22 protein-coding genes and 1 tRNA gene are annotated in these 24,851 nt (G+C 56.9%); 12 read left to right on the top strand and 11 right to left on the bottom strand.

The genetic code is table 11. The features are described from left to right. Positions 1-87 precede the first annotated feature (87 nt). The 3 genes from ACIQZK_RS08430 (at position 88) to ACIQZK_RS08420 (ending at position 2,103) form a co-directional block, all read left to right on the top strand. Positions 88-163: transfer RNA gene (locus ACIQZK_RS08430), tRNA-Thr, on the top strand. 290 nt (positions 164-453) lie between these two features. Beyond that, positions 454-1,215: a hypothetical protein gene (locus ACIQZK_RS08425; protein ID WP_397575738.1), complete on the top strand. Its 762-nt coding sequence runs from the start codon at positions 454-456 to the stop codon at positions 1,213-1,215. 216 nt (positions 1,216-1,431) lie between these two features. Continuing rightward, complete coding sequence (locus ACIQZK_RS08420; RefSeq protein WP_397575737.1) at positions 1,432-2,103, top strand: nitroreductase; 672 nt, start codon at positions 1,432-1,434, stop codon at positions 2,101-2,103. A 38-nt stretch (positions 2,104-2,141) separates the two neighbouring features. On the opposite strand, the gene ACIQZK_RS08415 is transcribed toward ACIQZK_RS08420, so the two are convergent. From ACIQZK_RS08415 to ACIQZK_RS08405, 3 genes are read right to left on the bottom strand one after another with little or no spacing between them, the layout of a single operon-like run. Continuing rightward, positions 2,142-3,623 (bottom strand): UxaA family hydrolase, encoded by a 1,482-nt coding sequence (locus ACIQZK_RS08415; protein WP_397575736.1) that lies wholly within the window; start codon positions 3,621-3,623, stop codon positions 2,142-2,144. A gap of 3 nt (positions 3,624-3,626) precedes the next feature. Further along, positions 3,627-4,904: an MFS transporter gene (locus ACIQZK_RS08410; protein ID WP_397575735.1), complete on the bottom strand. Its 1,278-nt coding sequence runs from the start codon at positions 4,902-4,904 to the stop codon at positions 3,627-3,629. A gap of 23 nt (positions 4,905-4,927) precedes the next feature. After that, the gene (locus ACIQZK_RS08405; protein ID WP_397575734.1) at positions 4,928-5,797 is read right to left on the bottom strand and encodes a 2-keto-4-pentenoate hydratase; all 870 of its coding nucleotides are present in this window, start codon (positions 5,795-5,797) and stop codon (positions 4,928-4,930) included. A 71-nt stretch (positions 5,798-5,868) separates the two neighbouring features. Between ACIQZK_RS08405 and ACIQZK_RS08400 the strand changes: the two genes are divergently transcribed. The 5 genes from ACIQZK_RS08400 to ACIQZK_RS08380 all read left to right on the top strand — a co-directional run bounded on the left by ACIQZK_RS08400 (position 5,869) and on the right by ACIQZK_RS08380 (position 10,847). Continuing rightward, on the top strand, positions 5,869-6,921 hold the full coding sequence (locus tag ACIQZK_RS08400; protein WP_395634918.1) for a LacI family DNA-binding transcriptional regulator: 1,053 nt from the start codon (positions 5,869-5,871) through the stop codon (positions 6,919-6,921). Between the two features lie 84 nt (positions 6,922-7,005). Next, entirely contained in the window at positions 7,006-7,644 is a 639-nt protein-coding gene (locus tag ACIQZK_RS08395) for an RpiB/LacA/LacB family sugar-phosphate isomerase (protein ID WP_397575733.1), read from the top strand. 1 nt (position 7,645) lies between these two features. Then, positions 7,646-8,401 carry a 2-dehydro-3-deoxy-D-gluconate 5-dehydrogenase KduD gene (kduD, locus tag ACIQZK_RS08390; protein WP_397575732.1) on the top strand — a complete coding sequence of 252 codons (756 nt, stop codon included), beginning with the start codon at positions 7,646-7,648 and terminating at the stop codon, positions 8,399-8,401. 9 nt (positions 8,402-8,410) lie between these two features. Beyond that, positions 8,411-9,421 carry a PfkB family carbohydrate kinase gene (locus ACIQZK_RS08385; RefSeq protein ID WP_397575731.1) on the top strand — a complete coding sequence of 337 codons (1,011 nt, stop codon included), beginning with the start codon at positions 8,411-8,413 and terminating at the stop codon, positions 9,419-9,421. A gap of 34 nt (positions 9,422-9,455) precedes the next feature. Further along, positions 9,456-10,847 carry a carboxylesterase/lipase family protein gene (locus ACIQZK_RS08380; protein WP_397575739.1) on the top strand — a complete coding sequence of 464 codons (1,392 nt, stop codon included), beginning with the start codon at positions 9,456-9,458 and terminating at the stop codon, positions 10,845-10,847. A gap of 18 nt (positions 10,848-10,865) precedes the next feature. On the opposite strand, the gene ACIQZK_RS08375 is transcribed toward ACIQZK_RS08380, so the two are convergent. Both ACIQZK_RS08375 and ACIQZK_RS08370 read right to left on the bottom strand, forming a co-directional pair. Then, positions 10,866-11,252, bottom strand: coding sequence for a cupin domain-containing protein (locus ACIQZK_RS08375; RefSeq protein WP_397575730.1), 387 nt, complete (start codon positions 11,250-11,252; stop codon positions 10,866-10,868). A 10-nt stretch (positions 11,253-11,262) separates the two neighbouring features. After that, the gene (locus ACIQZK_RS08370) at positions 11,263-12,609 is read right to left on the bottom strand and encodes a polysaccharide lyase family 1 protein (RefSeq protein ID WP_397575729.1); all 1,347 of its coding nucleotides are present in this window, start codon (positions 12,607-12,609) and stop codon (positions 11,263-11,265) included. Positions 12,610-12,852: 243 nt separating this feature from the next. Here ACIQZK_RS08370 and ACIQZK_RS08365 point away from each other — a divergent pair, with 243 nt between their 5' ends. Together ACIQZK_RS08365 and ACIQZK_RS08360 are read left to right on the top strand one after the other, a co-directional pair. Continuing rightward, complete coding sequence (locus ACIQZK_RS08365) at positions 12,853-15,720, top strand: TonB-dependent receptor (protein ID WP_397575728.1); 2,868 nt, start codon at positions 12,853-12,855, stop codon at positions 15,718-15,720. Between the two features lie 143 nt (positions 15,721-15,863). After that, on the top strand, positions 15,864-16,853 hold the full coding sequence (locus tag ACIQZK_RS08360; protein WP_397575727.1) for an alpha/beta hydrolase: 990 nt from the start codon (positions 15,864-15,866) through the stop codon (positions 16,851-16,853). A gap of 3 nt (positions 16,854-16,856) precedes the next feature. Here ACIQZK_RS08360 and ACIQZK_RS08355 read toward each other — a convergent pair whose 3' ends face one another. The 6 genes from ACIQZK_RS08355 to gltX are packed head-to-tail and all read right to left on the bottom strand — an operon-like array spanning position 16,857 to position 23,030. Next, the gene (locus tag ACIQZK_RS08355) at positions 16,857-17,825 is read right to left on the bottom strand and encodes a HupE/UreJ family protein (protein WP_397575726.1); all 969 of its coding nucleotides are present in this window, start codon (positions 17,823-17,825) and stop codon (positions 16,857-16,859) included. A gap of 23 nt (positions 17,826-17,848) precedes the next feature. Continuing rightward, positions 17,849-18,661 (bottom strand): peptidyl-prolyl cis-trans isomerase, encoded by an 813-nt coding sequence (locus ACIQZK_RS08350; protein WP_397575725.1) that lies wholly within the window; start codon positions 18,659-18,661, stop codon positions 17,849-17,851. Beyond that, entirely contained in the window at positions 18,658-19,815 is a 1,158-nt protein-coding gene (gene galK, locus ACIQZK_RS08345; protein WP_397575724.1) for a galactokinase, read from the bottom strand. Before galK ends, ACIQZK_RS08350 begins: the two co-directional genes overlap by 4 nt. Then, a complete protein-coding gene (locus ACIQZK_RS08340) occupies positions 19,812-20,846 on the bottom strand; it encodes a UDP-glucose--hexose-1-phosphate uridylyltransferase (protein ID WP_397575723.1) in 1,035 nt (344 codons plus the stop codon). Before ACIQZK_RS08340 ends, galK begins: the two co-directional genes overlap by 4 nt. Continuing rightward, positions 20,836-21,522, bottom strand: coding sequence for a uracil-DNA glycosylase (gene ung, locus ACIQZK_RS08335; protein ID WP_397575722.1), 687 nt, complete (start codon positions 21,520-21,522; stop codon positions 20,836-20,838). Before ung ends, ACIQZK_RS08340 begins: the two co-directional genes overlap by 11 nt. Next, the gene (gene gltX, locus ACIQZK_RS08330) at positions 21,519-23,030 is read right to left on the bottom strand and encodes a glutamate--tRNA ligase (RefSeq protein ID WP_397575721.1); all 1,512 of its coding nucleotides are present in this window, start codon (positions 23,028-23,030) and stop codon (positions 21,519-21,521) included. The genes ung and gltX overlap by 4 nt, the downstream gene beginning before the upstream one ends. Before the next feature lie 166 nt (positions 23,031-23,196). Between gltX and ACIQZK_RS08325 the strand changes: the two genes are divergently transcribed. After that, positions 23,197-24,228 (top strand): type III polyketide synthase, encoded by a 1,032-nt coding sequence (locus ACIQZK_RS08325; RefSeq protein WP_397575720.1) that lies wholly within the window; start codon positions 23,197-23,199, stop codon positions 24,226-24,228. Continuing rightward, positions 24,225-24,746, top strand: a complete 522-nt coding sequence (locus tag ACIQZK_RS08320) for an isoprenylcysteine carboxyl methyltransferase family protein (RefSeq protein ID WP_397575719.1) — start codon at positions 24,225-24,227, stop codon at positions 24,744-24,746. The genes ACIQZK_RS08325 and ACIQZK_RS08320 overlap by 4 nt, the downstream gene beginning before the upstream one ends. Positions 24,747-24,851: the final 105 nt, after the last annotated feature.

Raw genomic sequence — 24,851 nt, 5'->3', positions numbered from 1 at the left:
ATTCCATGCGGTCCGCGTATTTGGCACAAGGTCACTTGAACTCACAGACGCACTTGGCTATGCGCTCCCCACGGCCAACAGGCCAGCGCCGCCTTAGCTCAGTTGGTAGAGCATCGCATTCGTAATGCGGGGGTCGTAGGTTCGAATCCTATAGGCGGCACCATTTTTTCTCTTCATTTCAATAGATGAAGCCATCAGATGCAATCTGACCGGCGGTGCCCGTGTTGTATCGGAGCAGGTCGTTCCATCGCGAACCATGCCCTGTCATAGGGATACATACCCTTCTCAAGGCGGGTGAGCTTGATGGGCATCTGGCGAGAATGGGTTTTGCAGGGTGAGTAAAAAAACCAATTCAATGCTTGGTAGCCGGCCATTAGTACCTATTTGAGTTATCAATCTAAACGCAGACCCGTTGGTCAAAAGCTAACAGGGTGTTTCAAAGAAACTTCGAAAATGGCAGCACAAGTTAACCACCCCAGTTTCCTTCAACCGCTCGACCCCGATGTCCCTTTGTGGCGTTACATGGATTTATCGAAATTTGCTGACCTCCTTCAACGACGGTCATTGGCCTTTCCAAGAGCGGATAGGTTGGGCGATCCTTTTGAGGGCAGTGTTCCCGTCTCGAATGCTCTACACATTCCGAGAGTGATTGAGGCCCGCCAAAACGGTAACAGCACCGATCCTTATCAAACGCTAGATGACGAAACGCTTTTAGACATGGCTCAACAGGTAAGCGATGCACGAAGACAAATGATCAAATCAAGTTACGTTAGCTGCTGGCACATGAACGAACACGAATCACTGGCAATGTGGAAGGTGTACAGTGCATCTGATGAAGCCGTGTGCATACGAACCAGCTATCGGACGCTAACAGAGCTATTGCCGGATAATTGCTTCATAGGGCAGGTTTCATACATCAATTATAATGCACATCAGATCCCATATAATAGTCTGTTTGCACCATTGGTGCACAAACGCATGTCATTTTCCTCCGAGAGGGAGGCTCGAGCCATCATTTGTGACGGCGTTGGCTTGGGACAGGATTTGGACGAAATAAAATATGTAGCCGTCGATTTAGGTCAACTAGTTGATCGAATTTTCATAAGCCCAGACGCGCCAGATTGGTTTCTGGATGTCGTTAAAGGGCTAGCAAAAACTTATGACTTAACTGCACCGATAGAGCGTTCGGAGTTAAGTGCGAGCCCATTATTTTAATCTTATTGGCCTATTCGGGATGGCCCGGGTGCAAAGTCCAAAGCGAACTCTCTAAGAGCAACGGTGTAGTTTAACAGTTTACGGCGTTCGCATCATGTACCGTTGACGGCAGATATTGACAGCTTAGCGTTAGGGATACCAGTTGGCCTGTGTGACCGGCAGCACATAAGTTACTTCTGCTTGACCGGTCGTGACTTGCGCGGCAGGAAGCACGGCATGAACAATCTGACTGTTAGCGAAGCCGTACTGTCCCGTCGTTCCATCCGGGCGTTTAAGCCCGATCCCGTTCCTTTGGATGTGCTGCATCGGGTCATGGATATGGCGCGGTGGGCGCCTTCTGGTTGTAACTTCCAACCTTGGGAGGCAACGATCCTCACTGGGGAGCCGCTTGCGGAGCTGCAGACAAAGATGCTCGCATCGCCGATGCAGAACCCGCCCGAATATTCATGGTCAGAGCCCGAAGTCATCCCGGAATGTAAGGCGCGCCTGCAACAGGTTGGGGCGTCCATGTATCAGGCAATGGGTATTGGCCGTGCCGACGCCGATGCGCGCAGTCAATTCGTGCACAACAATGTCATGTCGTTCAAAGCGCCTGCTGTGCTGATGTGCTATTTCGACCGCCGCATGGGTTCGCCGCAATGGTCGGATGTCGGCATGTGGCTGCAAACAATCATGCTGCTGCTGCGTGGCGAAGGTTTGGACACGTGCCCGCAAGAATTCCTCGCCATGCATGCAAAGCTCATCAAGGAGTTCATCGGCGTGTCGGATGAGACGCATATCTTCTTCTGCGGCATTGCCATTGGCTACCGTGATGAAGAGGCTGCGGTGAATGCTTTTGAACGTCAGCGCGAACCGGTTGAAGGCAATGTCCGCTTCATGGGTTTTTAAGAGCTGTGCGTTGGGGCGCTAAATAAGCGCGCCTCCATTCAATAGGTTGCGCCGGGTATCCACGGCACCCATTCGTTTTCGCCAAGGCCAAGCAATTCCGACGCCGTTTTTCGGCCGCTGGCGGTTTCCAGAATGCGGGCGAATATCTGCGCGCCCATGTCATCGACGCTGACGCCGTCTAATATGCCGCTGCAATCCACATCGATGTCGTCCGCCATATTTCGCGCGAGGGCAGCGTTGGATGCGAGTTTGATGGTCGGCGACGGGATCGATCCAAAGACCGAGCCACGGCCCGTTGTAAACAAAATCAAATGCGCGCCGCCTGCAATCTGGCCAGTCGCAGAACATGGGTCATATCCCGGCGAGTCCATGAACGTCAGGCCGGGGGCCGTCACTTTTCGGGCATAGTCAATGACCGCGTTGAGCGGTGTTGCGCCTGCCTTGGCAACCGCGCCCAAGGATTTTTCGAGAATGGTGGTGATGCCGCCCGCCTTATTCCCCGGCGACGGGTTGTTGTCGAGGCTTGCGCCATCGCGCGCTGCATATTCCTCCCACCAGACAAGCCTATCGGCGAGCGTATCCGCAACGTCTGGCGACGCGGCCCGGCGCACGAGCAGATGTTCAGCACCATAAATTTCGGGCGTTTCGGACAAGATGGCGCGGCCGCCTGCGGCCACCAGCCGGTCGACGGCTGCACCAAGCGCCGGGTTCGCGGTTATCGCGGAATAGCCGTCGGACGCACCGCATTGCAGGCCGATGGTGAGGTTGGCAGCAGAGACCGATTGGCGACGACATAAGTTAGCGCTGCGCACAAGGCGTTCGGCAATCTCTATGCCCGCGCTGATCGCCGCAGCCGTCCCGCCCGCGTCTTGAATATTCAGCCCATCCCCGCGAAAGCCGGGCATGTCCTGAATTTGGTTCACCTCGCAGCCAAGCCCCACCAAAAGGACGCCGGCGAAGTTGGGGTTCGTGGCGTATCCTGTGATGGTGTGGCGCAGATTTTCAATGCCGCGGCCGTCCTTCGCCATGCCGCATCCCGAATGGTGGGTGAAGGCGACGACGCCGTCGACATAGGGAAAGGCAGCCAGACGTTCCGGGGTGAAATGGGCCGCAATGCGGCGCGCCACTGTCGCAGAACAATTCACCGACGTCAAAATGCCGATGAAGTTGCGCGTGCCAATTTGACCATCGGCACGAACAAATCCGTCGAAGCTGGCCTCGATCGGATCGGGCGTGCGCAGGTCGACCCCCGTCTCGCTGCCCGCGGGTGTGCGTGCGAAATGCAAATTGTGGCTATGCACATGTGCACCCGCGGCAATGGCTTCAGACGCAAGGCCGATGGGTTGGCCAAGCTTGATAACCGCGTCGCCGCTGGCAATCGCGGTCAAGGCAACCTTATGACCGGCCGATATGGGTTCGGCGACCATGCACCCGTTTGTCAGGACATCGCCGGGGGCAAGGTCCGCAATGGCTATCGCAACATTATCGCGCGCATTGGCAATGATGAAGCGTGGCGTCATCGCCTATTGCACTTCAACCTTTGCAAGGCGCGGCGACAGCAAATGGATGGCCGCAACCGCGAGGAAATACACCGTGGTGCAGATCGCAAAGATGATGGTGTAATTGCCTTGGGTCGCATCAAGAACCAAACCGGTCGACTTCGCCATGATCATACCCCCAATACCGCCGGCAAATCCGCCAAGACCAATCACGCTGCCCACGGCCCGTTTCGGGAACATGTCTGGCGGAATGGACAGCAGGTTGGTGGAGAACGCCTGATGCCCGGCCAGCGCGATGCCGATGAGCAGAACCGCGAGCCACATGTTGCTCACGCCCGTAACAAAGAGCAGCGGGAGTACACAGAGGCCGGCCATAATCATGGTGACCTTGCGCGCGAAATTCGGTGTCCGCCCCTGTTGAATAAGCCGTGATGAGAACCATCCGCCCGCAATGCTGCCGACATCGGACAGAAGATACATAATGATCATCGGCAACAGCACGACCTTAAGGTCGACGTCATAGGTCGTGCTGAAATATTTGGGCAGCCAGAACAGCATGAGGAACCAAACCGGATCGGTCAGAAACTTTGCGGTCGCAAAGGCCCATGCCTCGCGCTTGCGGACAATCCGGCTCCAGCCAATCTTTTCGATCTTTTCGGGCGGATCATGTTCAATCCATTTGAGCTCGCCTTCGCTGACTTTGCCGCTTTCGCGCGGGTTGCTGTATAGCCACAGCCAAAGCCCAAGCAGCACAACGCCGAATAGGCCCGAGTAAATAAATGTCTCGCGCCAGCCGAACCCAAAGGCCTGCATAAACAGCCATAAGGTCGGCGCGGTTAGGATGACGCCAATGGTTGTACCGGAGTTGACCCAGCCAATGGCATAAGCACGTTCCTTTTGCGGAAACCACTCGCTGCTGGCGCGGACAACCGCTGGAAAATGGCCCGCCTCACCGATGCCCAGAACCGCACGGGCGGCCATGAACGATGCGACCGAACCGCCAAAGCCGTGGGCGACATGGCCAACCGTCCAGATCGTAATGGCAATCGAATACCCAATCTTCGGGCCAAATCTGTCGATGACATAGCCCATGAACAAAAATCCAAGCGCATATGCCGCCTGAAATGCGGTGACGATATTTCCGTAATCGTCCTCATTCCAATTTAATTCGGTCTGCAGCGTGGGCGCGAGCAGCCCGAGCATGGTGCGGTCAATATAATTGACCGTCGTTGCGAAGAATAAGAGGGCTATGATCGCCCAGCGATATCGGCCAGTTCGTTCCGGAATTGAAGCGGTCTCCATAAATCCTCCTCTCATAGATGTATTCAGACGATTGGCGCGGCCTCTATTGTGCAGCTTACCAACAATGATGTGTCAAAAAATGCCTGTACCGATTGACCAGGCGTAACCTGATGCACGCCCGTCACGGCGCCCGACGAAATCCATGTGCCCGCTTTGATGGCTATGCCGCGTTCACCCAAATTGTTGAGCAGAAAGCGCACGGCGCCAAGCGGGCCATCGGGGAAGCTGTTGGCCGAGCCACTTCCGGCGACGGTGCCATCAATTTCCAACCGAACGACCCAGTCGGCAAAGTTGCTGTTCTGCCAATCGGGTATCGCTTGGCCAATGATCAAGCCGTTATTGTTGCCGAAATCCGAAACGGTCACGGCTGGTCCCAACTCGTTGATGGTGGGCAAGGGCGAGCTTGCAATTTCGATGCCGACATGAACCGCTTCGATCTGGCGTTCGGCGTCTTCCAGCGTGTAATCCTGCTTACCAAGCGGCAGGTCGGAGCCGATCCTGATCAGAAATTCAGCCTCGGCTGCGCCAAATCCGCCGGTGAATATGTTGCCAGACGCGACAGCATCCGCCGACAAAGTGTGCGCGGTAAAGATAGGGCCGGCCAGACGGTTTGCGCCAAATTTTTCAGACAGCGGCGGGAAAATACGCCCGACTTTCCATCCAATGACGGACTGCCCAGTCGCATGAATCGCCGCGTCCTGAACCGCATAAGCAGCCGACAAGCTTTCAGGAATGGGGCCCGGATATTCCGGCAGATGACGGCCGTGACGCCGCGCTGCAACAAATTGGTTGGCAATTTCTGTTGGCATCATCGACGACCGTTTGCGCAGATATAATCTGCGTCCCTCATTGAAAATCTCATTATCGCCATTGTTATGGGAAACCGGTGTCATTTGCAAGGATGCGCCAAATATTGTTCGCAACTTTTGCTGTATCGACATGCAATTCTTGCTATGCAGCCTATATGAAGAGCGTCCCAAAACCTCGGAACAAGGCGGTGTCAAAGCCGACGATCAACGATATCGCACGGCTTGCCGGGGTGTCGAAAAAGACCGTTAGCCGCGTCATAAACCGCTCTGGCTCCTTGCATGATGATACGCGGGAAAAGATTGAGGCGGTTATTCGGGAGACCGGATATGTCCCCAATCCACAGGCGCGTGCGCTGGCGTTGGGCCGCAATTTCCTGATTGGCCTTGTCCACGACAACCCGAATGCGCAGATGATACTCAATATGCAGCAAGGCATATTGGAGGCGCTGCGTGACACCGACTTTGAACTTGTTGTCCGTCCGGTGGACAGGAGTTCGCCGGACATGCTTGACGATGTGCGCAGCTTTTTGGTGCGACAACGGCTGTATGGCGTCGTTTTATTGCCGCCTATTTCGGAAATAGATGCCCTCGCGCGCCTGTGTGAAGAGGTGAACTGCAAATATGTGCGCATGGGATCGTCCGTGTTGGATGATCCGGATCATATGGTTGCGTCCAATGACAGGGATGCGGTGATTGAGGCGACTCGTCACCTCATCGCGCAGGGACATCGCCGCATTGGACTGATTTCCGGGCCGCATGGTTTTAACTCGGCGCAAGTCAGGCGCGACGGGTTTGAATTCGCATTGGCCGAAGCGGGTATAAAGCTGCCCCGCAGCTTGATCGCCGATGGGCAATATACGTTCGAATCGGGCATTGCTGCGGCCGAAAGCCTGTTTGATTTGCAGCCGCGGCCGACGGCGATTTTCGCGTGCAACGACGAAATGGCCGCAGGCGTTCTGTTCGCGGCGCGGTCACGCGGCATCGCCGTGCCGGAAGAATTATCGATCATCGGTTTCGATGACACGCCCATTGCAGCGCGGGTTTGGCCGCCGCTGACAACGGTGCGTTGGCCCATTGTTGCCATGGGTCGGTCGGCGGCGCTTAAGATCATCGGCGATGCGACATCTGTATCGCCAGAGGATCAAGAGCCATCGACCTTCGTGTCGACGCTCGTGCGGCGCGGCTCGGTCGCTCCGCCGATGAAATGACGATATTGCACTTGCAGATGACACCGGTTACCTTCAATGCAGTTTTTGATAACAAACCATCGGGTTTGACGGGAAAGGATATTTATGAAGATCGCGCTGATCACCGAAAATAGCCAAGCGGCTAAGAACAGCATCATTAACGATGCACTGATTGCAGTCGCAGAGCCATTGGGCCATCAGGTTTTCAATTATGGCATGTATAGCGCAGAGGATACTGCGTCGCTGACTTATGTCATGAACGGTTTGCTCGCCGGAATATTGCTCAACTCCAAAGCGGCTGATTTTGTCGTGACGGGTTGCGGCACCGGAATGGGGTCCATGTTGGCCTGTAACGCAATGCCCGGCGTATTTTGTGGCCTTGTGATCGACCCGACCGATGCGTTCCTGTTCAGCCAGATCAATGACGGCAACGCGATGTCGATGCCTTATGCAAAAGGCTTTGGCTGGGCGGCGGAACTGAACCTGCAAGATTGCTACCGCAAGATTTTCGAAAATGAAGGCGGCGCGGGTTACCCCAAGGAGCGCGCGCACTTCATGGCTGCCAACCGAGGCATATTGAAGGATGTAAAGGCGGCTTCTTGCCGCGACATGCTGACCGTCCTCAAAACGGTCGATCAGGATCTGCTGAAGGCTGCGATTGCCGGTGAACGCTTCGCCGAATATTTCTACGCCAATTCGCAAGATGAAGAAATGTCCGCCTATCTGCGGAGCGTGGCAGCCTGATATGACCGCGCCATTTGATCTTTCGGGCAAAACGGCGCTGGTCACTGGTGCCAATACGGGCATTGGTCAGGCAATCGCCGTCGCCTTGTCAAAAGCAGGCGCTGATGTTGCCGTCGCGGGTCGTTCCGCACCAACAGAAACGCTGGCCTTGATCGAAGCAAATGGACGCAAGGCGGTGAACATAACCGCTGACCTGTCCTCCATTGAGCCTGTCGCGCGCGTCGTTGATGAAACACAGGCGGCGTTCGGGCGGCTGGATATCTTGGTGAATAACGCCGGGATCATCCGCCGCAATGATGCTGTAGATTTTACCGAAGAAGATTGGGATGCGGTGATCGACACCAATCTCAAAACCTTATTCTTCCTGTCGCAGGCTGCGGCCAAAGGCATGATATCGCAAGGTTCGGGCAAGATTATTAACATCGCCTCGATGCTCACCTTTCAGGGCGGCATTCGCGTGCCGAGCTACACCGCGTCGAAATCTGGCGTGGGCGGTTTGACCAAGGCGATGGCCAATGAATGGGCGGCAAAGGGCATCAATGTAAACGCGATTGCACCGGGCTATATCGAAACCAACAATACGGCAGCTTTGCAAGCCGATGAAAACCGTAACCGCCAGATCGTTGAGCGCATTCCGGCCGGGCGTTGGGGCAAGGCCGAAGATATTGGCGGCGCTGCTGTGTTTTTGGCGTCGTCCGCTGCTGACTATGTCAATGGCCACATTCTGGCCGTTGATGGCGGCTGGTTGGCGCGCTAACGTCCGGTGATGTCAAAGCCAGTCGTTTTCTTCGGTGAATTGCTTATTCGGCTAACGGCCCCGGGGCGGGAGCTGCTTATGCAGTCGCCATCCTTTGACATCCAAGTGGGTGGTGCTGAGGCAAATGTTGCCGTTGGCCTTGCGCATTTGGGGCATGCGACGACGATGGTCAGCGCGGTTCCCGACAACGCGTTGGGGCGCGGCGCGGTGTCATCGATCCGCGCGCATGGTGTCGACTGCAAAAAGGTTCAGATACGCGACGGACGCATGGGTCTGTATTTTCTGGCGCAGGGCGCGGGGCTGCGTGCTTCCGAAATCGTTTACGACCGCTTGGGTTCAAGCTTTGCGCAAGCGACCGCAGCGGATTTTGATTGGGATGAATTGCTCGCACATGCGCAGATGCTGCATTTGTCCGGCATTACGCCGGCACTGGGACCGCAATCTGCCGAGGCCGCATTAGCAGCCGCCAAAGCCGCGGTGCGCCTGGGCGTGCCGATTTCATTTGATGGCAATTATCGCGCGATGTTGTGGGAACGTTGGGACAGCAACCCGCGCGCGATCTTGAGCGAATTGATCGGCATGGCGGATATATTGTTCGGCAATCATCGCGATATATCTTTGGTGCTCGGTCAGGATTTCTCCGGCGACGGTGCCGACCGCAGGCGCGAAGCGGCACAGGCGGCTTTTGATGCATTTCCATCGTTAAAATTGATTGCGTCGACCGCGCGGCATCTCGTCAGCGCGGATCATCACCAACTGTCGGCGCGTGTCGATTTGCGCGACAGCTTTGCCCAAACGGACGAGGTTGATGTCACCGGCATTATCGACCGCATTGGCGCAGGCGATGCTTTTGCCGCCGGTGTGCTGCATGCGCATTTTGCGGGCGGCGATGCGGACGCTTTGGCGACAACGGGTCTTGCGTTGACATGCCTCAAACATTCCTTGCCGGGTGATGCGAGTTTGTTTGGGCAGGCTGACATCGACGCGTTTGTCGACGGAAATCTTGACGTCAGGCGCTAACCATTTCAGCCGCCGGGCTGTCTTGGGCGGGGCAATGGCCATCGCTGCGGTGCCGACATATGCGTCCAAAGCGCAATCACATCTGCGCATTATAAAAGGCATCAGATACGGCGTCGCCGAACGCTTCGCTGCGCCGCGTGCTGTGCCATTTGTTGCACCCTCAGCGGGTAATTTTGCGTCATTCGCGCCCGCCTGTCCGCAGCCCGGCAACCGTTACCTTCCGGCAAGCGAAGATTGCCTGTTCCTCAATCTGTGGGCCCCGAAGGCAAAGTCAAAGCAGCCCCGACCGGTCATGGTCTATTTCCATGGCGGAGCCTATTCAACGGGAAGCGTCACGGACCCTGTAAATGACGGCGCGGCGCTGGCAACGCATGGCGATGTTGTTGTCGTGACCGTCAATCATCGGCTCAATGCCTTTGGCTATTTATATGTGCCCCAACGCTTTCCCGACAGCGGTAATGCGGGCCAATTGGACCTGATCCTCGCGCTGCAATGGATTCAGGCGCATATTGCCGAATTTGGGGGTGACCCCCAAAATGTGACGGTCTTTGGCCAATCGGGCGGCGGCGCGAAAATTGCGACTTTGATGGCAATGCCCGCAGCCAAGGGTCTGTTTCACAAGGCTATCACCATGAGCGGCCAGCAAGTGACCGCAACGGGCCCCTTGAACGCAGAAAAGCGCGCGGCCGCGTTTCAGGCCGCACTGAACGGGCAAGACCCCGCAACAGCGTCGGCCGAACAGTTGGTCGCGGCCTTGTCGGCGCAAGATCCGATATTGGGCGGCGGCGTGTATATGGGGCCCGTGCTCGATATGCGTCATTTGCACCGGCATCCATTTTGGCCAGACGCAGCGCCGCAATCATTGGATATTCCCATGATGTTGGGGAATACGGTGCTGGAATCGCGGGCATTTTACGCGCCGAATGCCAAACAATTGACTGGGCTTGATTTCGATAATCTGGCGCGTCGCGTTGCCCCGGAAATGCGGATTGATGCGCAGCCCGAATGGGTGGTTCGGCAATTCCGATCGCAATATCCGGATGCGTCGCCACTGGATTTATTCCACCGCATCGTGACCACCGCGCGCAGTTGGCGTGGCCAGGTTATCGAGGCCGAAGAACGCGCCAAAGCAGGTGCCCCCGCCTTTGTGTATCAGCTCGATTTTGAACAGGCCAAGCACACCGACGATATCGCGCTCTCGTTCGGAACTGTCCCCCAACCATCGATGGAACAGCAGGCGATGAGCGTGCGGATGATGGATGCATTTGTGCGCTTTGCGCGCACCGGCAATCCGGGCTGGCAGCCCTATAGTTTGGCGAAGCGTGAAACGATGATCTTTGACAAGAACAGCCGCGTGGAGAATGATCCGCGCAAGTGGGAACGCGAACTATTTGCGCGCATTCCCTATATTCAACCCGGCACCTAGGCCCTGACCCTAAGCCCCCTATTTGGGCGTGACGGGGTAGCTGATGATGAGGCTGAGGGGTTTGTTGCCGATTTGCCTTATGCCCACCACAGCGCCGTTATATAAATAAGCCGCCATCCCGGGGCGTAGCCGTTGCGATACGCCGTCGGAAGTGACTTCGCCCTCGCCCGACAGGACATAATAGACTTCGTCATGCGCAATAGGGTGTAGCCCGATAGCCGCGCCTTTGTGCAACACCCGTTTGCGAAATTCCATCGTCCGCGGCTGCGGTACAACGTCGCTGATGCGATAGGCGGTGCTCATGCCGATTGCGCCATGGGGCGGCGCTTCCCGCCGAACAACATCGCGTTCGTTGACCACGACCATCGGCGGGGCTGCCAAGAGCATGAGCAGGGAGAAAATCATATGCCGCGGTTCACTGCCGCATAGCCCGATCGCGTGCCGACATGGTTTCTTGCGCCGGTGCCTTCTGGCCGGGATAGAGACCGGATTTGGGCTCCATGGTATTAAGATCCCAATCGGCCTCTACAAATGGCGCTGCTGTTGGCTTTGGCGATGGATAGGCGCTGACCTCTTTCTCATCGTCGATGATTTCACCGCGCCCCTCGGCGATGAAAAACAGCACGCGGATATCATCTGCGTCCCTGTCCCACGGACGTGCGCCCGCATTGGCCAGCACATGGGTTTCAACATCACGTGCAGGGAGGACGGCAATGTCCGACGGCCAGATAACAGGTTTCTTCACTTCAATCAGTCTGGCGCGCGTTTCGCCATAGCGGCCAAACATCGGCAATGGGTTGCCGAATTTATCGACCGCAATGTTGTCGCGCCCATGATAGCGCAGATCACCGTCGCCGCCGAGCATGAGAAACGGCAAGTCCTTGTCGGTGGAGGGGCCGCCGCGCATCACGTTGCCGACGGCTGTCATCTCGCCCATCACATAAGGCTGGCCAGCCCATTCGAGCGCCATCAGGTTGTAATGCACCGCGCGCTTGCCGGGATCGTAGATCAAATTGTTGATCATCGCCGCCTGTGCACCGCCCTTGATCAACGGGCTGCGTTCGACATTATGCGCCCAAATGTTGCGGTAAAACAGGATGCCTGTCGCATTGTCATGAATGAGTGAGCCTTTGCTATGCTCACCCTTTGGGTGGCTGCTATCGGCAAGGCCTTCGGCCGCCAGATTGTACGAAAAGGTGATGTTGCGGCTGGTTCCGTTGCGCCATTCTTCGACGGTTTTTCCGGTGAAGCGTGGCCCGCTTGCCGACATGTTTTCGTCAATGCCCCAGCTTAAGGTGCAATGGTCAATGATCACATTATGTGCCGCAACAGTGGAGAGAGAGTCTGCTTCCCAGCCGCTGCGCTTTGCCTGTCCGTCTGCGCCGGTCTTAACCCGGATATGCCGGATGATGACGTCATGGCTGCGCACATCGATGCCGCCCTTGATAATAGTGATACCGGGTGAGGGCGCTGTCTGTCCGGCAATGGTCAGGAATGGCTCTTTGATTTCAAGTGATGTGCGCTTGAGGTCGATGACGCCGCCAACCTCGAACACAATGATCCGCGGGCCTTTTGTTTCGATGGCTGCTTTCAGCGTTCCGGGCCCGTCTGCCGCAAGGCTGGTGACGCGAATTATCTGCCCGCCGCGCCCGCCGATTGTTTCCTTCGCCCAACCGACTGCATTGGGAAAGGCAAGCGTTTGTGCCTGCGCAGGAACCGCAGCCCAAGTGAGGCCCAAAAGCAACAACATCCGAATAAGCATATCCATCTCCTTGGAAGCTATCTTGACATGAAGCCAAGTTCGCAGCAACGTATAAATGACACCGGTTACCTTAAGTGCGTGTGGGTCAAACTGCCCATCGCCCGACAGGTGCCCGAAGTTATTAAAAACGGCAATATAGCGTTAAAATACGCAGCCGGAACGGAGAGGATGCGCTGGATTTCATCGCGTCTCGAATCAAAAAGACACCGGTATCAATACCGGTAATTGGGAAGGGAAGTGGGAATGATTAAATCTGGATCGCGCGAATTTAGCAAAAATGCGACGAAATTCTTGTCGGCGGTTTCATTGAGCGTTTTGGCAGTAGGCACAGCCCATGCGCAAGACGCCGCAGCCGAAAATGCTGCCGCTGAAACTGCACCTGCAGAAGAAGGTGATGCAATTGTTGTCACCGGTTTCCGCGCCTCGTTGGAAGCCGCGCTGAACCTGAAGCGCGATTCCGTCGCTGCAGTCGACGCCATTGTGGCGGAAGACATTGCAAAATTTCCTGACCAGAACCTTGCGGAATCGCTTCAGCGTATTCCAGGGATTTCGATCAGCCGTGATGGCGGCGAAGGCCGGTCGATCACGGTTCGTGGTCTCTCGTCGCAGTTCACGCGCGTCCGCGTTAACGGCATGGAGACCATTGCGACCTCGACAGACGGCGCTTCTGCAAACCGCGACCGTGCTTTCGATTTCAACGTATTTGCATCCGAGCTTTTCAGCAGCCTTGTGGTTCGTAAAACCGCCGAGGCATCGCTTGACGAAGGTTCGCTGGGTGCGGTTGTCGACCTGAATACGGGCAATCCTTTGGCTGGCCGCGCTGGTCTTAACGGCGCACTGTCAGTTGTGGGTTCGTACAATGATTTGGCGAAAGACCTTGGACCGCGCGTTGCTGGTTTGCTGAGCTGGCGTAATGATGCCGGTACGCTCGGTGCGTCGATTTCGGCCGCTTATTCGAAAACCAGCACATTGGAACTTGGCAACAACTCGGTCCGTTGGGCCCAGGCGCGTTTTGACGGCGTCGACGCAACCAACTGCTTCACGACTACAAACAGCGGCGGCACCTATGTGCCTAGCGCAGCGTGTGACCGTGCAGCGACGACATTCCACCCGCGTATTCCGCGTTACGGCGAAGTTGCCCATGAACGTGAGCGCTTGGGCCTGACCGGTTCGGTGCAATATTCGCCAAGCGACGCAACCAAGCTTTCGATCGACGCCCTATTTTCAAAATATGATGCGTCACGTGAAGAGCAATGGGGCGAAGTATTGCTGCGTTCTAACGAGCGTTCCATCAACGTCGTGAACCCCATTTATGACGCCAACAACAACATGATTGCGGCGACGCTGAATGATGCTTGGGTGCGTACCGAGCATTATCTGCGTGAATCGCAAACCAAATTCTATCAGGTTGGCGGCACATGGGATCAGGACGTTACGGATAATTTGCGCTTCACCGCATTGGGTGGCGTGTCAAAATCCAACGCCGACATCCCGGTTGAAACGACGGTCATTTTCGACGACCGTGATGCGATGGGCTATAGCTATGACTATCGGGATATGGCGCGTCCAAAGCTGACTTTCGGAACCAGCGTCATGGATCCTGCAAACTTCCAGCTTGCAGAAATCCGAGACCGGCCTTCGAACGTGACCAACCGCTTCAAAACCGCACAGTTGCGGACCGAGTGGGATGTCAGTGAAAATATCACATTGAAGGCGGGTGCCGTATGGCGCCGGTTCAACTTCGATGCCGAAGCCTACACCCGTGATACCGCTGTTTGCGGTAACGGCGGCACAAGCTTGGTAACCAGCACAGCGGGCACAATCACTTGCTCGGCAAGCAGCCTGTTTGGGCCAACAGCCGTTTATGGTTTTGCGGTGACGCCCGCTTTGTCGCAAGCGTTCAGCCTGGGCAACGCGGGTCAGCCAGCTGGAAACTCAAATGGCTGGATCGTGCCTAATCTGGCAGCGACGACGGCTTTCACCGGCCTATATAGCCGTGCGCTGGTCAATGACGCGGGTAACATTCGCGGCGTTCAAGAAACGACCAAGGGTGCCTATCTGCAAGCGGATGCCAAGGGCGATGTCTTTGGGGTGGAATATGCGCTGAATGCAGGCATCCGTTATGCGAAGACTGACCAGTCTTCATATGGCCTTGTCAGCGGCGTGAACGCAACGGTTACCCGTAGCTATGACGATTGGTTGCCATCGGCAAACCTCGCATTGTACCCAACGGAAAGCACCATCGTGCGCTTTGCGGTTGCAGACGTGATGACGCGCCCAACGCTGGGTTCGTTGACACCAGGTGGTTCGGCTGACGGATTTAACTACCGCGTCACCAGCGGTAACCCGTTCCTTGCACCATTCCGCGCGACAAATTACGATCTGTCGCTTGAGTGGTATTTTGCGCCTCAGGCTGTGTTGTCACTCGCCTTATTCCAAAAGGATGTCGGCACCTTCACGCAATCGGCGTCGATTACCGGTGCGACATTTGCGCAAACCGGTCTGCCTGCATCGGTGCTCAGCCCCGCATCGCCAGCGGCTTTGAACCCGGCGCAACAGCTTGAACCACGTTGGACGCTGGCTACCACCGTCAATGGTTCGGGTGCGAAACTGAAGGGTCTTGAGCTCGCTGCGCAAATTCCGTTCAGCGCGTTCACAGATGGCATGCTGTCCAACTTCGGCATCCTTGCAAACGCCACGTTCATTGACTCAAACGCGACCTTCAATGTCCAAGGCCCAGCAATTGCCCCAGGTGGCGCTTTGCAGAGTGCGGTTATCAGCAATACGCTGGGCAATGTCACCAAAAAGGCATTTAACGGCACGCTCTATTATGATGACGGCAAGTTCAGCGCCCGCGGGATGCTGAGCTATCGTGGCCGCTATCATGAAGGCGCAAGCGGCACAGGCAACATTTTGGAAGGTTATGGCGCAACCACCAACTTTGACGCCTCTGTCCGTTACAAGCTGACAGAGTGGATGGAAGTATCTGTAGAAGGCAACAACTTGCTGGATACCTATCGTTACCGGTTCACCGACTTTGATGCGGACCGCAACTATGAGAACAACCATTTTGGCCGGACCATCCTGTTTGGTGCACGCTTCAAAATGTAATCTGCGGATTGTCTAAAACGTAAAAATGGGGCCAGTCATTGCAATGCGTGACTGGCCCTTTTTATTTGAAAAACAGTCTGCCCAGGGCTGTATGTGACTGGGCAATCGCGCGCGCGGATCAATCATTTTAGATATGAGGTAATATGACCTTCGACAGACGCACCGTCATGGCACTCGCCGCCGCCGGCATGGCAGGAACGGCGTTCGGGCAAACACCACCTCCGGGGGCTAATGCGCCCGTGCCGCGCGGGCTGTATCAGCCCACCGAAACCATTGACCTATGGCCCGATGGCGCGCCCGGTGCGCCAGCGAAGCCATTGGTTGAAACGGTGAACGAACGTTCAACCGACGCCCAACTGACCGACCGCGCCGTATTCGGGATCAGCCGTCCGCGCATGGTCGTATTCCGCCCAAGCCAGCCAAATGGGGCCGCTGTCCTGATCACACCGGGTGGCGGCTATCGCTGGGTCGTCGTGGACAAAGAAGGCTATGAAATGGGTCGCTGGCTTGCCGCCCGCGGCTACACAGTCTTTGTGTTATTCTACCGCCTGCCGGGCGAAGGCTGGGCGGCAGGACCTGATGTCGGTTTGTCGGACGCGCAGCGGGCGATGCGCCTGATCCGCTCGCGTGCCGCAACCTATGGCATTGACCCCGCACGCGTTGGCGCGATGGGTTTTTCCGCTGGTGGTCATCTATGTGCGGACCTTGCAACACGCTTTGACGTAAAAACATATGAACCGGTCGATGACGCCGATGCGCTGTCGGCGCGTCCCTTTATTGCGGCGCCGATCTATCCCGTGATTGCCATGCAGAAACCCAACGCGCACGCCGGCAGCCGTGAAAAGCTGCTTGGGGCAGCACCGAAGGCTGCGGCCGAAAAGCGGCTAAGCCCGCATATGAATGTGCCGGATAACGCACCGCCATTCTTCTTGCTGCATGCCGAGGATGACGATGTGGTGCCCGTTGAAAATGCCTACCTGATGCGTGCGGCATTGCGGGCCAAAGGCATTTTGACCGAAACCCATGTCTTTGCCCATGGCGGTCACGGCTTTGGCTTGCGAAAGGCCATTGGGAAGCCCGTGGAGGCTTGGCCAGACCTATTCCTTGGGTTTGCCCGCGCACAGGGGTTTTAGGCGCTAGCTGACGCCCAAGACGCGTTGCAGAAGCCACATGACGGCGATGCTGCCGATGGCATAAGCGCTTAGGCGCTGAAACCGCGCTGCATAAAGCGCGTTGATCCGCCGGAGCAGGGACAGGAAGATCATCGCCACGCAAACGATCACGATTTGCCCAGCTTCGACGCCCAGGTTGAACGTCAGCAACGCCATGGGGACTTCGCCTTGCGGAAGCCCGATCTCCGCCAGTGCCCCCGCAAAGCCAAAGCCATGCAGCAATCCAAAGAGGAAGGCGACAACCCACGGGATACGTTCCGAAAGCCGCGGCGCGCTGGGGTCGCGTTTAACAACCTCAACCGCTAAAAACACGATGGACAAGGCAATAGCCGCCTCAACCGGCGGCCCCGGAACGCTGATCAGCTCAAGCGTCGTTGCTACCAATGTCAGCGAATGCGCGATTGTGAAGGCGGTGACGGTTCCCGCCACCCGCCAAGCTCCATTGAGCAGCAGCACGAGGCACAGCACGAACAACAGATGGTCATATCCCATCAGGATATGTTCAACGCCTGTGATGAAATATGTGCGGGCAACCTGCCACCGATCTGGCCGTTGCGCTATCACCGCTTGGGGATTCGACGGTGTAAGCCGTGCAGCCTGCGTCACGCCGCGCGCAGACTGATAGCGCAGCAGCGCGTCAGCCGCCATATTCTCCATACCATCCAGACGGACTGCGCGACCCGCCAACGGCGCTTTGCAATTGATCGCCCAGCGCACCAAAAGCGCCGCGCCGTCGACGCTGCGTTCGGGCGGTGTCGCAACACAATCGTTCGGGAATGTGGGTGTTACTCCGGTTGCGAGGCCCGGCTTGATGGGTGCTTTCCACGTGACATCATATGGGTGCGCATTTGGCGCGCTAACTCGCTCGCGCAATTCCAAATAGCCGGGTTGCAAATCATCGGCCTGTGCGGGCGAGAGGCCGGCCGCAAGCATGATCAAAAGAAGCAGTCGGAATATCATGGCTTGGCAATGCGAATGTCGTATCCGTCAAGCAACGCCTGATATGCGGCGGCTTCACGCTTGGTTTGGGTCTCGGCGCGCCAGTCGTTCGATACGCGCTGCCGGACAGCTGACAAGGCTGGCGTCCCTGCTGCAATGACATTGCGGACGCGGACGGCGTGCCAGCCAAAGCCTGAGCGCACCGGACCGGACCATTTTCCTTGCGGGGCATTGCGCAGACTATTGGCAAAATCATCGCCGAACTGCCGCGATACGCTGTCCCACTCGGCGTCTTCCATGTTTTGGGGAACGCTCAATGCTTGCGAAGGCGGTGTTTTTCCTTGGAGGAGCATCCGCATAGAATCTTGCGCCACATTCTCATCTTCGCCCAAAAACCGCTGGTCAAAACTGAACGCGGGTTGCGCAGCATAAACGGATTTTTTGGTATCGTAATAACGTTGGAGCTCGGCGTCGGTTGGTTCCATATTCTGGATTTCAGCGGTCGCTAGAAACTCCATTTTGGCACGCAACCGACGTCGGATAATCGGGTCGTCCACATCAAGTCCAAGCCGCATAGCTTCGCGGACATACACTTCTTCTTTGATGTAATCGCGGATCAGGCTGTCGAGTTGCTGCGCGTTCGGCGGGCGCCGCCACGTCTGCTCCCATTGGGATGCAAGCCGCGCGACTTCCTCTTCGTTGATCGTAATGCTTCGGTCCAGACTGTCGGCCGAACCGAACTGGCTCATCAGCACGAACAGCACGGAACCTGCAGCCAAAAACTGTACCAGCGGCTCTCGAATGAAACGGCGCACCTTAATATCCTTCATAAAATAGCGACCCCCGGGCCGGGGCGTTCAACCATGATCAGTGGCGATTCGCCTTCCGGCGTTTTATACGCGTCAGAAACAGCTGCACGGACTTTATCGATGCGGGCCGCTGGCATGACGGCGACACAGGCACCACCAAAGCCGCCGCCGGTCATCCGTGCGCCACCCACAGGACCTATCGCGCGTTGCAGCAGTGCGACCAGTTCATCGATGGCCGGAACGGTAATTTCGAAATCGTCGCGCATCGATGCGTGGCTTTGCGCCATAAGTGCCCCAAGCGTGGTCAGATCGTCTCTCGCAAGCGCGTCCGCTGCATCCAAAGTTCGTTGGTTCTCGGTAATCACATGGCGTGCCCGCGACATTGTGACGGCATCAAGCCCCGCCGCCGCAAGCATAACGAGGTTCGCATCGCGCAGCGCGGCGACACCCATGGCTTTGGCTGCCGCCTCACATTGGCGGCGTCGTTCGTTGTAATGCCCGTCGACCAGCCCACGTGTAACGCCGGAATGCACAATCATGATGGCAATGTCATCAGGTACGGGGGCATCGGTCAGTTTAAGGCTTCGGCAGTCGATCAAGAGCGCATGGCGGGCTTTGCCTTGGGCGGAAATGAGCTGGTCCATGATGCCGCATTTGGTGCCCACAAAATCGCATTCCGCACTTTGCGCGATTTGCGCGAGGCGCGTGTGGTCTATCTCGATATTGGCCAAGGCAAGCATCGCTTTGCCGACAGCGACCTCAAGCGAGGCCGATGACGACAGGCCCGCGCCTTTGGGCACGTTGCCCGCGATGGACATGTTCGCGCCGGTCAGTGCATGCCCGTCATTCTGCAGGGCCACTATCATGCCGCGTATATAATCGGCCCATGGCTGGTCCGCATTGCGTTCGATGGGTTGTTTAAGGTCGAACGCATCGACCGCGTTGTCAAAGTCCATCGCGACAACATGCACGGCGTTATCGTCACGCCTGCTGGCGGCAACCATCGTCGAGGGGCCAATGGCACAGGGCAGAACAAACCCGTCATTATAGTCGGTATGCTCGCCAATCAGGTTTACCCGTCCGGGCGCGCGGGCCACGAGATCAGGCGCTGACCCAAATTGTGCGGCAAAGGCGGCGCGGACCTTGTCCAATAGCGCCTTATCGAGCGGCGTCATGCCTTGCTCCGGTAATGGATTTTGCTTTGCGCCCGTAATTGTTCGGCCGCCGCTTCGGGCGTCAGATCGCGCTGCGCTTCGGCCAGCATTTCATAGCCCACCATGAACTTGCGCACGCTCGCGGAACGCAGCAGGGGCGGATAGAAATGGGCATGCAGTTGCCAGTGCGGGGCGTCGGGCGTTGCGCTTGGCGCGCCATGCCACCCCATTGAATAAGGGAAGCTTGTCTGGAACAGATTGTCGTAAGCGGTCGTGACGGCCTTCAGGATGTCCGCTAAGTCATCGCGTTGTGCGGACGTCAGCGCACACAGCCGCTGGACAGCAAAGCGCGGGAGCAGGAGGACCTCAAACGGCCAGCTTGCCCAATAAGGTACCACCGCAATCCAATGGTCGTTCATGGCGACGGTGCGCGCTCCTTCCGCTGCCTCTTGTGCCGCATAAGTCAGCAGCATCGCGCTTTGGTGTTTTTCGAAATATTCGGCCTGCGTTTCGTCCTCACGCGCCGGTTCGGCGGGGACATAATCGGTGGCCCATATTTGCCCGTGCGGGTGCGGGCTGGAACAGCCCATCATCGCGCCTTTGTTTTCAAAGACCTGCACATAAGCATGGTTGGCCGACAGCTCGGCTTCTTGCGAAGCCCAATTGTCGACGACGGCGGCGATCTCGGCCACGGGCATTTCAGGCAATGTCTTTCCATGGTCTGGCGAGAAACAGATGACCCGGCATGTGCCATGCGCAGGTGCGGCACGAAACAAGGCGTTGTCCTCGTCCGTTTCGTCGCGGTCTCCCGGCATCAGCGCGGCAAAGTCATTGTCGAAAATGAAGACATGTTTGTAATCGGGGTTGTGCACCCCGCCAGCACGTTCATTGCCCGGGCACAAATAGCAGTTCGCGTCATGGATTGGACGCACTTCATTGTCTGGCCTGTCCTGCTGCCCCTGCCACGGACGGTTTGCCCTGTGCGGCGACACCAAAATCCATTCGTTTTTCAGCGGATTGAAACGGCGGTGGGGCTGTTCACTAAACCGCATCGGGCAAGGTCCAATCAATCGGAGGCTGACCATTGCTAGTCAGAAAGGCATTGCATTGCGAGAAATGTTTGCAGCCCAGAAACCCGTTATAGGCGGACAATGGCGATGGATGCGCAGCCTTCAGCACCAAATGGCGGCTGGTATCGACATTGGCCGCTTTCTTATGGGCATAGGCGCCCCACAGCATGAACACGACCGGTTCTGGCTTGTCATTCACGCGCCCAACAATCGCGTCGGTAAACTGTTCCCATCCTTTCCGGCTATGCGAAGCGGCCTTGGCCATTTCGACTGTCAGGACGCTGTTCAACAACAGCACGCCTTGTTTTGCCCAATGCTCCAGAAAGCCATGGGTCGGACGGCGTATGCCGAGATCGCTTTCCAGTTCCTTGTAAATGTTCACAAGGCTTGGCGGCGGCCGGACGCCCGGCGGCACGCTGAAGCTCAGACCATGGGCTTGGCCCGGGCCGTGATAAGGATCCTGCCCCAAAATGACGACCCGCACCCGATCGAGCGGGGTCAGTTCAAGCGCACGAAACCATGCGGTGTGTTCCGGGTATATGGTTTTGCCCGCCGCCTGCTCGGCCTCCAAAAACCGTGCAAGTGCAGCCATGCCTTCGCTGGCCAGTGCCGCGCTTAAGGGTGCTTCCCAGCCATTTGGTATGGAAGGGCGGCTCATTCTGCCTTTGGCGGGGCCGTCAGCAAGTCGGTCCAAGCTTTGACCTCTTTCGATGTCGCTGGTCCAAGCAGCTCCATGGCGTGGCGCAGCCGTTCACGAATGATGTCGCGGCCAAGATGGGTAATGGCGTCAAACAAGGGCACGCCCTGCGCGCTTCCGGTTATGGCAAGGTAGAATGGCCGAATAACATCCTTCAACTTGGCATCCAGAACTTCGGCAGTGCGGCGCAATGTTCCCTCAACACCGTCCCGGTGCCATTCGATCATTCCGTCAAATTGCTGCAACGCAATCGTATAGGCCGCGCGTTGCACATCCTGTTCCAGCTTCACGCCATCGCGCAGCCGCTCAAGCGTCATGCCTTCAATACGGTTCATAAAGAACATGGCGGTAAGCCCGCCAAGGTCGGACATTTTGGTAATCCGCGCCTGCGCCATTTCGGCGATGGGCGTCAGATAGCTGTCATTCAATGCCCATGTTTTTACGGCGTCCAGAAACTCGGAAACGCTCAATTCTTCGCGCAGATAACGGCCATTCAGCCAGTCCAGCTTTGACGTGTCGAACACGGGGCCACCGAGCGATATGTTGTGCACGTCAAATTCGTCGATAAGCGTTTGCAGCGAGGTTTTTTCGTCTTCTTCGCTCGCGGATTTGATGAACAGTCCCAGAAAGTTCTGCATCGCCTGCGGCAAATAACCTGCGCGCTGATAATATAAGATGCTTGTCGGGTTCTTCCGCTTTGACAGCTTTGATTTGTCGGCATTGCGCAGCAACGGCAAATGCGTGAGCACTGGCGGTTCCCAGCCGAAATATTGATATAGCAACAAATGCTTTGGCGCCGACGAAATCCACTCTTCGCCGCGCATGACATGTGTGATGCCCATCAGATGGTCATCGACAACATTGGCCAGATGATAGGTCGGCAATCCGTCTGATTTCATCAGGACTTGCATATCGACCACCGAATATTCAAACTCGATCTCGCCGCGTAATGTGTCCTGAACGATGCATTTGCCTGTCGTCGGAATTTTCATGCGGACAACATGCGGCACGCCGTCTGCGTCAAGCTTCGCGCAGTCGTCCGAGGTGAGCGAAAGGCATGTGCCGTCATATTTGGGCGGCAACTTCGCCGCCATTTGGGCCGCACGCGAGGCGCTAAGCTTTTCAGGCGTGCAATAGCATTTGAACGCATGGCCATCGGCCAGCAAGCGGTCGCAATGTTCGGTGTAGATCGCGCTCCGCTCCGACTGGCGATAGGGCCCGTGCGGCCCGCCGACATCCGGACCTTCATCCCAGCTAAGTCCCAGCCAGCGGAGCGATTCCAGAATCATTTTTTCCGATTGCGGCGTTGACCGCACTTGATCGGTATCCTCAATCCGCAGCAGGAATTGCCCGCCATGCTTCTTGGCAAAGCAATAGTTGATGAGCGCAATATAGGCTGTGCCAACATGCGGATCGCCAGTGGGTGAAGGTGCTACCCGGGTACGGACGGGACGGGTGATGGCATTCATGTTCAGTGCTTCTTTCAATTTCGGTTTGGCGGTCCTCTATCAAGCCCCGCCATGCTTGTCATCTTCGCGCTGCATTTGCGAGAGGGTGATATGTGTGTTGGACTAAATCGGGGTAGGGTAAAGTCTACCTAGCGCAAAGCCGATAACAGGCGTAGCTGATTGCGTAATGACCCCCACTTCCCCCCGCTTGCTTTCGCTTGGAACCGCTGTGCCGCCGCATGGCATTACGCAAGATCAGGTCTTGTCGATATTGGCGCAGGCCAAAGGTCACGCGTTGCCGGCGCGCATGGCGGATATTCTGGGCAATACCGGCATTGATCAGCGGCATATTGCGATGCCGCCTGAATATTATTTTGCGCCGCGTTCTTGGGCCGGTCGCGCAGCGGTATATGCCGACGCTGCAGCAGTTCTGTTTGAGGCTGCCGCGGCACAGGCGCTTGATCGTGCAGGCGTCAATGCCGCCGACATCGGTCAGATTGTGTTTGTGTCAACGACAGGAACCATGACGCCAAGCCTGCCGAGCCGGATGATCGCGAAAATGGGCTTTGCGCCCGACACGCGATGCGTACCTTTATTTGGCTATGGCTGCGCGGGCGGGGTCATTGGCCTTGGCGTTGCTGCAGACCTGTTCCGCGCCAATCCGGATAAACCCGTCCTGCTCGTAAGCCTTGAGCTGTGCAGCATTGCATATGACCATGCGCGGATGGACAAAAAGGATATGGTTGCGCTTGCCCTGTTCGCCGATGGCTGCGCAGCGGCGGTGATTGGGGCAGGGCCGGGTCCAGTGCTTTCCGCCTTTGCCAGCCATGTGTGGCCTGACACGCTGGATATGATGGGCTGGGAAATCGGCGACACGGGCTTTGATCTGGTGCTTGCGCGCGACATTCCTGTGTTCGTGAACAGCCATTTTGCGCCTGTCTGCGACGATTTCTTGGCGCGGCACGGCATTGAGAAGTCGGAGATGGCCGAGCCTGCCTGCCACCCGGGCGGCGGCCGTGTTGTCGATGCGCTTGCGGACTATCTGGGTGATGATTTGGCAATGACCCGTTCGGTGCTGCGTGCGCATGGCAATATGAGCTCGCCGACGGTGCTGTTCGTGTTGGACGCTTTGTTGGCAGCTGGGCCAATTGTAAAGCCAACCTTGCTGACGGCGCTTGGTCCCGGATTTGTCGGTGCGATGGGAGTTCTTGCGCCATGACCCTGTTTGATTGGCCATTTTGGGCACAGGCGGTCTTTGCCTATGTCATTATCCAGCGGCTTGCCGAATTGGCCTATGCCAACGCCAATACGCGGCGTTTGCTGGCCGAAGGCGGCCGTGAGCATGGGGCCAAGCATTATCCTTTGTTCATATTGCTGCACAGCGGTTGGCTTGTGTCGATTGCGCTGTTTGCGGAGCCGACAGCGGGGCCGAACCTGTTATTGCTCAACGCGTTCGTCGCCAGCCAGACATTCCGTTTCTGGACGCTGGCCAGCATTGGCCGGTGGTGGACGACCCGCATTATCAGCGCGCCGCATTTCCCGCGGGTGAAGCGCGGGCCATATCGGTTTATCAAGCACCCAAATTACGCATTGGTGGTCTTGGAAATCGCGCTGCTGCCGCTCCTGCTTGGGGCACCCGCGATGGCGCTGACGTTTTCGATATTGAACGCTGCGTTATTGTGGTGGCGGATCCGGATTGAAAATGCCGTGCTCGCCGAACGTGTGGGCACTACTTGACCCGACCGCCTGCTGGCGCTAATGGCGCGCCTTCCCATGGCCAGAGGACCGATTCTCTTTGGTCATTTGGGAAGAACTCAGAATAGCAGCACATTGTGTGATCGG

It is taken from the genome of Sphingorhabdus sp., from assembly GCF_044338195.1.
Taxonomy (GTDB): Bacteria; Pseudomonadota; Alphaproteobacteria; order Sphingomonadales; family Sphingomonadaceae; genus Sphingorhabdus_B.
The sequence above is the reverse complement of the archived record's forward strand: the minus strand, read 5'-3'. Positions and strand labels throughout refer to the sequence as shown.